This window comes from Actinotalea ferrariae CF5-4 (genome assembly GCF_000603945.1).
Taxonomy (GTDB): Bacteria; Actinomycetota; Actinomycetes; order Actinomycetales; family Cellulomonadaceae; genus Actinotalea; species Actinotalea ferrariae.
On sequence record NZ_AXCW01000137.1, the window covers coordinates 1 to 11,562 of the forward strand.

At 74.9% G+C, this 11,562-nt stretch carries 8 protein-coding genes and 1 pseudogene; 6 read left to right on the plus strand and 3 right to left on the minus strand.

Annotation, left to right across the window (positions count from 1 at the left end):
• Positions 1–530: pseudogene (locus tag N866_RS12215) on the minus strand (hypothetical protein); the annotation flags it as partial.
• Positions 531–937: 407 nt separating this feature from the next.
• On the opposite strand from N866_RS12215, the gene N866_RS12220 reads away from it, so the two are divergent.
• From N866_RS12220 to N866_RS12230, 3 genes are all read left to right on the plus strand, one after another.
• On the plus strand, positions 938–1,621 hold the full coding sequence (locus N866_RS12220; RefSeq protein WP_034226740.1) for an MBL fold metallo-hydrolase: 684 nt from the start codon (positions 938–940) through the stop codon (positions 1,619–1,621).
• A gap of 70 nt (positions 1,622–1,691) precedes the next feature.
• Entirely contained in the window at positions 1,692–2,723 is a 1,032-nt protein-coding gene (locus N866_RS12225; protein ID WP_034226742.1) for an Rv2578c family radical SAM protein, read from the plus strand.
• 19 nt (positions 2,724–2,742) lie between these two features.
• Positions 2,743–4,545: an FAD-dependent oxidoreductase gene (locus N866_RS12230; RefSeq protein ID WP_081802609.1), complete on the plus strand. Its 1,803-nt coding sequence runs from the start codon at positions 2,743–2,745 to the stop codon at positions 4,543–4,545.
• On the opposite strand, the gene N866_RS12235 is transcribed toward N866_RS12230, so the two are convergent.
• Positions 4,484–4,945: a PPOX class F420-dependent oxidoreductase gene (locus N866_RS12235; RefSeq protein ID WP_034226744.1), complete on the minus strand. Its 462-nt coding sequence runs from the start codon at positions 4,943–4,945 to the stop codon at positions 4,484–4,486. The two genes, N866_RS12230 and N866_RS12235, sit on opposite strands and share 62 nt — an antisense overlap.
• A gap of 161 nt (positions 4,946–5,106) precedes the next feature.
• On the opposite strand from N866_RS12235, the gene aspS reads away from it, so the two are divergent.
• On the plus strand, positions 5,107–6,909 hold the full coding sequence (aspS, locus tag N866_RS12240) for an aspartate--tRNA ligase (RefSeq protein WP_034226745.1): 1,803 nt from the start codon (positions 5,107–5,109) through the stop codon (positions 6,907–6,909).
• A 70-nt stretch (positions 6,910–6,979) separates the two neighbouring features.
• Positions 6,980–7,774 carry a GNAT family N-acetyltransferase gene (locus tag N866_RS19955; protein WP_155855338.1) on the plus strand — a complete coding sequence of 265 codons (795 nt, stop codon included), beginning with the start codon at positions 6,980–6,982 and terminating at the stop codon, positions 7,772–7,774.
• A 15-nt stretch (positions 7,775–7,789) separates the two neighbouring features.
• On the opposite strand, the gene N866_RS12250 is transcribed toward N866_RS19955, so the two are convergent.
• Positions 7,790–10,024 (minus strand): MMPL family transporter, encoded by a 2,235-nt coding sequence (locus N866_RS12250; RefSeq protein WP_034226746.1) that lies wholly within the window; start codon positions 10,022–10,024, stop codon positions 7,790–7,792.
• A gap of 80 nt (positions 10,025–10,104) precedes the next feature.
• Between N866_RS12250 and N866_RS12255 the strand changes: the two genes are divergently transcribed.
• Complete coding sequence (locus N866_RS12255) at positions 10,105–11,532, plus strand: replication-associated recombination protein A (protein ID WP_034226747.1); 1,428 nt, start codon at positions 10,105–10,107, stop codon at positions 11,530–11,532.
• Positions 11,533–11,562 lie beyond the last annotated feature (30 nt).

The window sequence follows — 11,562 nt, forward strand, 5'->3', positions numbered from 1 at the left end:
CGCGGCGCCGCCGGTGCGGGCGCCGCCGGTGAACCGGCCTGCGGGGCGTCCGACTCGGCCTCGGCCGCGGGCTCCGCCTCAGGCTCCGCCTGAGCGGTGGTCTCCGCCTCGGGCTCGGGCGTCACGTCCGTCTCGGTCACGGGCTCCGCCTCGACCGGGGCGTCCGCGGCGGTCACCGGCGCCGCCTCCGCGACGGCATCCGGCTCTGCGGTGGCCGCGGCGTCCGTCTCCGGGGTCGCGTCCACCCCGGGGGTCGCGTCGGCCTCGGCGGCCTCCTCGGGCTCGGGCGCCACGTCGACCTCGGGCGCCACGTCCGGCTCGGGCGCCCGCGGTGCGTCGACCGCCGGCTCCTCCGGTGCGTCCTGCGCGGGGCTCGTCCGAGGGCTCTCGGCGTCGCCGGACGGTGCCGCCTGATCCAGGGCCGGCTGCCCGGGCGCCTCGTCGTCGGCTGCCGTCGGGCTGGTCGTGGGGGCCTGGTCCTCCGCGGGTGCGGCGTCGTCCTGCTCGACCGGGCGCTCGTCGTGGCTCACTGGGTCTGCACTCCTTCGATGGCGGCACCCGGGGGCGCCTGACGGCCCGCGCGAGCCGGGACGGCCGAGAGGGCCGGCACCCGCACCTGCGCGAGGGTCACCATCGCGCGCGGCGGGGTGCCGGGCGCGATACGACGACGATGACGACCGACGGCCTGGGCGCGGTGCCGACCGAGGCGCACCCCGGCGGAGCTGTCCCGGCCACAGCACCCGACGCCCGCGCACGCGCGCGGCTGACGGGTCGTGGTCGAGGTCACCGTTCCCCTTCCGGCTCGACGTCACCACCCGGGCGCTCCAGCGCGCACCGGGACCGGGCCAGTGTAGGCAAGCGGCACCTCCGGCGGCGTCCGGGCTGGTCCGGACGATGTCACGGTCTGGTCTCGGTGGCCGCGACTACCCTGCGAGACGTGATCGTCCGCACCGTCGTCTCCCCGTTCCTGGGCACGAACTGCTACGTCCTGTCCGCCGACGACGGCCGGACGGTGGTCGTCGACCCGGGCGCGGGCGTCGTCGGCGACCTCCTCGCGCTCGTCCTGGACCACGGGCTCGCCCCGGTCGCGCTCCTGGCGACCCACGGCCACGTCGACCACACCTGGTCCGCGGCCGCGCTGAGCAGGGCGTGGGGGGTCCCGCTCGTGCTGCACGAGGAGGACGCGTACCGGCTGGACGACCCGTTCGGCACGCTCGGCCCCCTGGGCCAGCAGCTCGCGCCGCTCGCCGGCAGCCTCGGGGACCCGTACAGCGCCCCGGTGGACGTGCGGACCTTCGGCGAGGACGGGCCGGTCCCCCTGACGGAGGGCCTCGGTCTGCGCACGCTGCACAGCCCCGGGCACACGCAGGGGTCGACGGTGTACCTCCTCGAGGGGCCGGCGGACAGCCGGCCGGCCGGCGGGGCAGCGGCCTTCACCGGCGACGTGCTGTTCGCCGGCACGGTCGGCAGGACCGACCTGCCCGGTGGCGACCCCGAGGCGATGCGCACGTCCCTGGCGCGGCTGGCCGGGCTGGAGGAGGGGACCACCGTGCTCCCCGGGCACGGCGCCTCCTCGACCATCGCCGTGGAACGGCGGTCCAACCCGTACCTGCGCGGCTGAGGAGCAGCAGCGCCGAGCGGCCACTCGCGCCCTCCTTGCGTTGGCCTCGAACACGTGTTCGACTGGTGCGATGCGGTGGGACGGGCAGAGGGTCGGGGGACCGGCGGACGCGGCGGAGGGAGGGGACGGGAGCCTGCCCGGTCTCGCGCTGGCGGGCCTGGTCCGCAGCGTGCGGACCCCGGACTTCCGCGGCGTCACCTTCCACGAGGTGGCCGCGCGGACCGCCCTCAACCGCGTCCCGGAGGCCTCGCGCGTGCCCTTCCGGTGGACCGTGAACCCGATGCGCGGCTGCCTGCACGCCTGCACCTACTGCTTCGCACGGCCGACCCACGAGTACCTGGACCTCGACGCCGGTCGGGACTTCGAGACGCAGATCGTCGTGAAGACCAACGTGGCCGAGGTGCTCCGCGCCGAGGTGACGCGCCGGACCTGGCGGCGTGAGCACGTGGCTCTCGGGACGAACACCGACCCGTACCAGCGAGCCGAGGGCCGGTACCGCCTGATGCCCGGCATCATCGGCGCCCTCGCCGGGTCGGGCACGCCGCTGTCGGTCCTCACCAAGGGCCCGCTGCTGCGCCGGGACCTGCCCCTGCTCGTCGACGCCGCCGCGACGGTCCCGGTGAGCGTGGCCGTCTCCCTGGCGGTCGGCGATCAGACCCTCCAGCAGTCCCTCGAGCCGGGGACGCCCGAGCCCCGGGCGCGCCTCGACCTGGTCCGGGCGATCACGGAGGCCGGGCTGCCCTGCACCGTCCTCGTGGCGCCGGTGCTGCCCTGGCTCACGGACGGCACGGACCACCTGGACGACCTCCTGCGCCGCCTGGCCGACGCCGGCGCGGCCGACGTCACGGTCATGCCGCTGCACCTGCGTGGCGCGGTGAAGCCGCTGTTCCTGGGGTGGCTGGCCCGCGAGCACCCGCGCCTCGTCGCCGGCTACCGACGCCTCTACGGCAGCGGGGCCTACGTGCCCGCCGAGTACGCGCGCTGGCTCGCGGACCGGGTGGCACCGCTGCGCCGTCGGCACGGGTTCACCGCGGGGTCCTCCTGGCGGCCCGCTCACGACGCGCCCGAGCCCGTGGTGGCCGCGCAGCCGACGCTCTTCTGATCCGTCCTAGAGTTCGACCATGGGCGACGAGGTCCGGCGGGCCGGCGGGGTGCGTGCTGACCGGCCGAGCCCGGAGCGGACCGCGGACGTCGTCGTCGTCGGCAGCGGCTTCGGGGGGAGCGTCGCCGCGCTGCGGCTGGCGGAGAAGGGGTACCGCGTCGTCGTGCTCGAGGCCGGTCGCCGGTTCGAGGACGAGGACTTCGCCCGGACGTCGTGGGACCTGCGCCGGTTCCTGTGGGCGCCGCGCCTCCGCTGCTACGGCATCCAGCGGATCCACCGCGTCTCGGACTCGCTGATCCTTGCGGGGGCCGGCGTCGGGGGCGGCTCGCTCGTCTACGGCAACACCCTGTACCGGCCGTTGCCGGAGTTCTTCGCCGACCCCCAGTGGTCGGGCATCACCGACTGGGCGGCGGAGCTGGCGCCCTGGTACGACCAGGCGTCGCGCATGCTCGGGGTCACCGACAACGCCACGACGACGGCCGCCGACGTGCTCTTCCGCCGGGTCGCCGAGCACATGGGCGTGGCGGACACGTTCCGGCTGACGCCGGTCGGGGTGCACCTCGGGGCACCGGGGGTGCGGGTCCCGGACCCGTACTTCGGTGGGGCCGGCCCCGAACGGACCGGCTGCACCGAGTGCGGGGCGTGCATGACCGGCTGCCGGGTCGGCGCGAAGAACACCCTGCCGAAGAACTACCTCCACCTCGCCGAGCGGGCCGGCGCGCGCGTCGTCCCGATGACCACCGTCGAGCGGTTCCGTCCCACCGACGACGGCGGCTGGCTCCTCGACGCGCGGGCGACCGGGAGCCGCGGTCGCGGCACGTGGCGCGCCCGGCACGTCGTGCTCGCCGCCGGGACGTACAACACCCAGCTGCTCCTGCACCGGGCGGCGCGGCGGGGCGACCTGCCGGGCCTGTCGCCCCGGCTGGGCCATCTCACCCGGACGAACTCCGAGGCCCTGGTCGGTGGCACCGCTCCCCGGGTGGACCCGGAGCGTCCGCTGCACCGCGGCGTGGCCATCACGTCGTCGTTCTTCCCCGAGCCCCACACGCACGTCGAGCCGGTGCGCTACGCCGCCGGCAGCAACGCCATGGCGCTGCTCCAGACCGTGCTGACGACCGGGGGGCCGCGATCCACGCGGTGGCTGAAGATCCTCGGCGGCTACGCGCGGGAGGTCGCCCGGGGTCCGCTGCGCGCCGCCCGGACGCTCACGCCCTACCGGTGGAGCGAGCGCACCGCCATCGCCCTGGTGATGCAGTCGCTCGACAACTCCCTGGTGCTGCGGCTACGCCGGGGGGCGCTCGGCACCCGACTGGTGAGCACCCAGGGGCCGGGGGAGCCCAACCCGACCTGGATCCCGTCGGCGCACCGCACGGCCACGCTGCTCGCGGAGGAGCTCGGCGGGATCGCCGGCGGGTCGTGGGGCGACATCGCCAACATGCCGCTCACCGCGCACTTCCTGGGCGGGTGCCCCATCGGCGCCACGGCGGCCGACGGCGTGCTCGACCCGTACCAGCGCGTCCACGGCTACCCGACGCTCCACGTCCTGGACGGCGCGGCCGTGACGGCCAACCTGGGCGTGAACCCGTCCTTGACGATCACCGCGCAGGCCGAGCGCGCCGTGAGCCTGTGGCCCAACGCCGGAGAACCCGACCCGCGGCCGGTGGACCAGGCCGTCTACCGACGGCTCGCGGCGGTCGCCCCCCGCAGCCCGGCGGTCCCCGACGCCGCCCCGGGACGTCTGTGGACCGCGGGACCGCGACTCAGGTCGCCAGTCGCGCCGGGAACCCGCCCGTCGCCACCGGCCCCCACGACTCGATCGTGACGCGGATGATCGACTTGCCCTGGTCGACCATCGCGCGGCGGTACTCGTCCCAGTCGGGGTGCTCGCCCGCGATGCAGCGGTAGTACTCGACGAGCGGCTCGACGGAGCCGGGGAGGTCGATCACCTCTGCCGTGCCGTCCACCTGGACCCACGGGTCCCACTCGTCGGACACGACGCAGAGGCTGACCGCGGGGTCGCGCCGGGCGTTCACCGCCTTCGCGCGCTCGGGGTAGGTCGAGATGACCACCCGCCCGGCGTCGTCGACCCCACAGGTGACCGGCGACATCTGCGGGGCACCGGACCGCCGGCGGGTGAGGAGCACGGCGTGGTGACGCGGCCGGAGGAACGCCAGCAGCTCCTCCCGGCTCACGCGGTCTGCGGTGGCGATCGTGCGGGCCATGGGACCTCCTCGGTCGGCGGGTGCAGCCGGACCCATCCTGCCCGGCATCGTGACGCCCGGTGACTAGACTCGTCCGGGCGTCGGCCACGGCGTGCCCTCACCGGGCGCGCGCGCCGGCGACCAGGCCGCAGGGCCGCTCACCACCACCCGGAAGGACCGTCGTGCTCCGCACCCACACCGCCGGCTCGCTGCGAGCCGAGCAGATCGGCCAGACCGTCACCCTCAGCGGCTGGGTGGACCGGCGGCGCGATCACGGTGGTGTCGCGTTCATCGACCTGCGGGACGCCTCGGGCATCGCCCAGGTCGTCATCCGCGACGAGGCGGTGGCCCACGGCCTGCGGAACGAGTACGTCCTGCAGGTCACCGGCACGGTCGGGCGCCGCCCCGAGGGCAACGAGAACCCGAATCTCGCGACCGGCGAGGTGGAGGTGACCGCGAGCGAGGTCGTCGTGCTCAACGAGGCCGCACCGCTGCCGTTCCAGGTGTCCTCCGCGCTCGACGAGCACATCGGCGAGGAGGCCCGCCTCCAGCACCGCTACCTCGACCTGCGTCGCCCGCGCCCCGCAGCGGCCCTGCGGCTGCGGGCCAAGGTGAGCGCCGCCGCGCGCCGGGTCCTGGACGCGCACGACTTCGTCGAGATCGAGACCCCGACCCTCACCCGCTCGACCCCGGAGGGCGCGCGCGACTTCGTCGTCCCCGCCCGGCTCTCCCCGGGCTCCTGGTACGCGCTGCCGCAGTCCCCGCAGCTGTTCAAGCAGCTGCTCATGGTCGCCGGGATGGAGCGGTACTACCAGATCGCCCGCTGCTACCGGGACGAGGACTTCCGTGCCGACCGGCAGCCGGAGTTCACCCAGCTCGACGTCGAGATGAGCTTCGTCGAGCAGGACGACGTCATCGCGGTCGCCGAGGAGGTCCTCGTCGCGCTGTGGGACCTCATCGGGTACGCGATCCCCACGCCGCTGCCGCGGATGACCTACGCCGAGGCCATGGCCCGGTACGGCACCGACAAGCCCGACCTCCGGTTCGGCCTCGAGCTCGTCGAGCTCACCGAGTACTTCCGCGAGACGCCGTTCCGCGTGTTCCAGGCGCCGTACGTCGGCGCGGTCGTCCAGCCGGGCGGTGCCTCGACGCCCCGCCGCGGCTTCGACGCGTGGCAGGAGTGGGCGAAGCAGCGCGGCGCCAAGGGCCTCGCGTACGTCACGGTCGCGGAGGACGGCGAGCTGAGCGGCCCGGTCGCCAAGAACCTCTCCGACGCCGAGCGGGCCGGGCTGGTCGCGGCGGTCGGGGCGCAGCCGGGCGACGCGGTCTTCTTCGCCGCCGGCAAGGCCTCCGAGGCACGAGCGCTCCTCGGGGCGGCGCGGCTCGAGATCGGCCGTCGCGCGGAGCTGATCGACGAGGACGCATGGTCGTTCCTCTGGGTCGTCGACGCGCCGCTGTTCAAGTCCGCGGACGACGACGACGACGTCGCCCTCGGCGCGAGCTCCTGGAACGCGGTGCACCACGCGTTCACCTCGCCCACCCCGGAGTGGATCGACCGCTTCGAGGAGGACCCGGGCAACGCGCTGGCCTACGCCTACGACATCGTGTGCAACGGCAACGAGATCGGCGGCGGGTCGATCCGTATCCACCGCCGCGACGTGCAGGAGCGCGTGTTCGCGGTCATGGGGATCGGCCAGGAGGAGGCGCAGGAGAAGTTCGGCTTCCTGCTCGACGCCTTCCAGTTCGGCGCGCCGCCGCACGGCGGCATCGCGTTCGGCTGGGACCGCATCGTCGCCCTGCTCACGCGCTCGGAGTCGATCCGGGAGGTCATCGCCTTCCCCAAGTCCGGCGGCGGGTACGACCCGCTGACGGGAGCACCGGCGCCGATCAGCCCGGAGCAGCGCAAGGAGGCCGGTGTCGACGCGAGGCCGGAGCCGCGCCGTGGCGCCGAGCAGCCGGCCGTCGCGGCGGCCGTGGACGCCTGACCGGGCGTCGTCGTCACCGCGCCGCGCGCGTCGCGGCGCCGGCCGACGTCGGCGGTGGCACGGTGTGCCGGTGACACCTGAGGTGCTGGGGCCGGTCTGGGGCGCCGACCGGATGCTGCTCGGGGACCGGGCGCGGTGGCACGGCGCGGCCGTGACGCGCACGCCGGACGAGCGGAGCCTCCTCGTCGCCGCCGACCGGGGGGACCGTCTCGTGCTCTTCGGGCGCGGGGACCCGGGCGGCGTCGTCGAGCTGCTGGTCGAGCGGGTGGATCGGCTCGACCGGTCCGACGCACCCGGGACCCGCCCGGCCGGATGGATGAGCGTCCCCCGCGGCGCCGTCGTGCCCGAGGCCGTGCTCGGACGGCTCGACCTGGAGCCGTTCTCCACCTGGGACTGGCTGCTTGCCGAGGAGCCGCCCGGCGTCGTGCCCGGCGAGGACGTCGTCGTCCGGCTCGACCCGCGCGCGGACGCCGAGGCCATCGCGGACTGCCTGGCCGAGGCGAACCCCGGGACGACCGCGGACCCGACGGGACCGCACGAGGCGGCGTGGGTCGGCGTGCGCGACGAGCACGGGCGCCTGCTCGGTGTCTTCGGCGCGCAGACCCGCGGCGGGCTGGGCGAGGACGCGGTGTCGTGGCACCTGCACGGGCTCGGCGTCCGGCCAGGCCTGCGCGGTCGGGGCGTCGGTGCGGCGCTCACGGCCGTGCTCACCCGCGCCGGTTTCACCGCCGGCGCGCAGTGGGTGTCGCTGGGCATGTACGCGGACAACGACGTCGCGCGCCGGATCTACCACCGCCTCGGGTTCGCCACCCTGGCGGAGTTCTCGTCCTTCGGGCCAGCCGGGAGCACCCGCCCGCCCACGTGAGCCGCGGCGCCGTCCTCAGTGCTCGATCGCGAATCGCCGGTGGACGCGCTGCAGGAACCGGGGCGCCCACCAGTTGTACCGGCCGAGCAGGGTCATCGTGGACGGCACGAGCAGCATCCGGACCAGCGTCGCGTCGACGAGGACCGCCACGGCGAGGGCGAAGCCGACCGCCTTGATCACCAGCAGCTCGCCGAAGACGAAGCCGGTGAAGACCACGATGATGATGAGCGCGGCGGAGGTGATGATCCGGCCCGAGCGCTGCAGGCCCACCCGGACCGCCTCGTCGTTGGGCCGGCCGGCGTCGTACGCCTCCTTGATGCGGGACAGCAGGAACACCTCGTAGTCCATCGCCAGGCCGAAGCCGAACGCGATGATCAGCGCCACGACGTAGGTCTCGATGCCACCGGTCGACGTGAAGCTCAGGACGTCCTCGAGGTTGCCGTCCTGGAACGCCCAGACCATCACGCCGAGGGAGGCCGCGAGGGAGACGGTGTTCGTGAGCAGCGCCTTGACCGGGATGACGACGGACCCGGTCATGAGGAACAGCAGCACGAACGTCGCCACCACGACGACGCCGATCGCGAGCGGCGCGCGGTCCACGAGGGCCTGCGTGAAGTCGATCTGGTTCGCGGCCTGGCCGGTCACCCACGTCGGGAACGGGGCGTCGAGGTCCCGCAGCGCCTGGACGGCGTCCCGGGCGACCGGACCGCCGCCGTCGTCGGTGTCCGCCCGGACCCCCAGGAGGACGTACTCGCCGAGCTGCGCGGGCGGGTCGACCGAGGCGACCTCGGGGATCGCGGTGAGTCCGTCCGCCCAGGTCGCGACCTCCTCGACGGACGCCTCGGCGACCACCTGGATGGCGGGCGCCTCGGAGGCCGGGTAGTCGGTGGCGATCGTCTCGACGAACGTGCGCTGCTCCGAGCCCACCGGGAGGAGCTCGATGTCGGAGTTGCGCAGCTCCATGTGGAAGACGGGCACCGAGAGCAGCGCGAGCACGGCGAGCGACCCCACCATGACCAGGAGGGGACGCCGCTGGACGCGCTCGGCGAGCCGGGAGAACGCCCCCTCCTCGGAGGACACGTCGCCGGTCCGCTCGAGCAGCCACGACAGCCCGGGCACCCGGCTGACCAGTCCCGGGCGGAGCAGGCGCCGGCCGGTGAGGGTGAGCAGCGCCGGGACGAGCGTCATGGCGGTCGCGACCGCGATGAGCACGACGACGACGCCCGCCGCCCCGAAACCGCGCAGGATGTCCGGCTGGAAGGCGAGCAGGCCGGCGATCGAGATCGCCACCGTGACGGCCGAGTAGAAGACGGTGCGGCCCGCGGTCGCCATCGTGCGGCGCACGGCGGTCTCGACGACCGGGTCATGGCGACGACGGCGGTGCGGGGCGTCCGGGACGTCGTCGAGCAGGACGTGCAGCTCCTCGCGGTAGCGCGAGACGATGAGCAGGCCGTAGTCGATCGACAGGCCGATGCTGAGCAGGGTGACGACGTTGACGACCGACGCGTCCAGGTCCAGTGCGTAGCTCAGGCCGTAGACGGTGCCCAGGCCGGTCCCGATCGACGCGATTGCCCCGACCATGGGCATCGACGCGGCGAGGAACCCGCCGAAGACCATCACCATCACCAGGAGCGCGACGGGCAGCGCGATCGCCTCGCCGGTCTGCAGGTCCTCCTCGACCTGCTCCGTGATCGCCTCGATGATGAGGGTGGTGCCGCCGACCTGGCCCGTGGCGCCGGGGGAGGCCTCCTGGAGGCGCTCCGGCGCCTCGCGCAGCAGGGCGACGACCTCCTCCAGCGCCGTCTCCTCCTCCTCGTCCGTGAGCTCGGGGTCGAGGTCGACGACGACGAGGAACCCGTCCCCGTCGTTCGCGAGCAGGGGAGCGGCAGCGGGGCTGGCCGGTCCCTCCGGCAGCGCGAACGGGTCGATGACCATCGTGACGCCCTCGACCGCCATGACGTCCTCGCGCAGGGCCGCGACCGGCTCCGCGAGACCGGTGGTGGTCGGTGGGGCGCCCTCGACGACGAGGCTGAGGCTCTCGCCTGCCGTGGCGTTCTCGCGCACGATCTCGTCCGCCCGCGTGCTCTCCGAGCCGGGGATGGCCGGCGCACCGGTGGAGAGGCGCTCGAACAGCGTCTGACCCCCCAGGCCGAGCACCGCCAGGGCGAAGGACCCGAGGGTGAGGACGGCCCAGACGGCGATCGCGGTCCGGGGGGCGCGGGCGATGAGCCTGCCGAGGGTGTCGAACACGCCCCGATCCTCGCAGGTCGGCGGCGACGCCGAGCAGCCGGTGGCCTCGCGCGTCGGACCTCCTGCGTAGGCTCCGGGCCATGGACCTCTTCGACGCCACGACGTCGACGACCGAGGGTCTGCCCGAGGTCGACGCCGGTGCGCCGCTCGCGGTGCGCATGCGCCCGCGGTCCCTGGCGGAGGTCGCGGGGCAGCGGCACCTGCTCGCACCCGGGTCGCCCCTGCGCCGGCTCGTGGAGCCGGCGGAGGAGGGCTCGCGCCGCGCGGCGCCGTCGTCGGTCGTCCTGTGGGGCCCGCCGGGGACGGGCAAGACGACCCTCGCCTACCTCATCGCCCTGACGTCGGGGCGCCGGTTCGTCGAGCTGTCCGGCGTGACGTCGGGGGTCAAGGACGTGCGGGCCGTCGTCGCCGACGCCCGACGACGCCTCGCCACCGGGGGGCCCGAGACGGTCCTGTTCATCGACGAGGTGCACCGGTTCTCCACCACGCAGCAGGACGCCCTGCTGCCGAGCGTCGAGAACCGCTGGGTGACCCTCGTCGCCGCGACCACCGAGAACCCGAGCTTCTCGGTGAACTCGCCCCTGCTGTCCCGGTCGCTGCTCCTGACGCTGCAGCCCCTCACCACCGACGACGTCCGGGCCCTCCTGCACCGGGCCCTGACCGACCCGCGCGGTCTGGCGGGCGCCGTCACGCTCGCCGAGGACGCCGAGCAGCACCTGCTCCGGCTCGCCGGCGGAGACGCTCGCAAGGCGCTGACGATCCTCGAGGCCGCGGCGGGCGCAGCGCTCGACGCCCAGGCCGGCCAGGGCCGGCCCGAGGAGCGGGGGAGCGAGTCGGACGAGGCCCCGGCCCCGCCCGCCGACGACGCCGTGCCCGTGGTCGATCTGGACACCGTGGAGCGGGCCGTCGACGTCGCAGCCGTGCGCTACGACCGCGCCGGGGACCAGCACTACGACGTGACCAGCGCCTTCATCAAGTCCATGCGCGGCTCGGACGTCGACGCCGCGCTGCACTACCTCGCGCGGATGGTCGTGGCGGGGGAGGACCCCCGGTTCATCGCGCGGCGCGTGGTCATCGCGGCGGCCGAGGAGGTCGGCATGGCGGACCCGTCGGCCCTGCAGACGGCCGTGGCGGCCGCGCAGGCCGTGGCGCTGATCGGGATGCCCGAGGCGCGGATCATCCTCGCCGAGGCGGTGGTCCACGTCGCCACCGCGCCCAAGTCGAACGCCTCCTACCGGGCCATCGACGCGGCGATCGCCGACGTCCGTGCCGGCAAGGCCGGGCCCGTCCCGGTGCACCTGCGGGACGCGCACTACTCCGGCGCCCAGAAGCTCGGTCACGGGCAGGCCTACCGCTACGCCCACGACGCCCCGCACGCCGTCGTCGGGCAGCAGTACGCGCCGGACGAGGTCGACGGGGTCCGGTACTACGAGCCGAGCGACCGCGGCTACGAGCGCGCCCTGGCGGAGCGCCTCGCCCGCATCCGCGACACCCTCCGCGCCCGCTGACCCCCGGCGCACCGCGCCGCCCACCCCCGC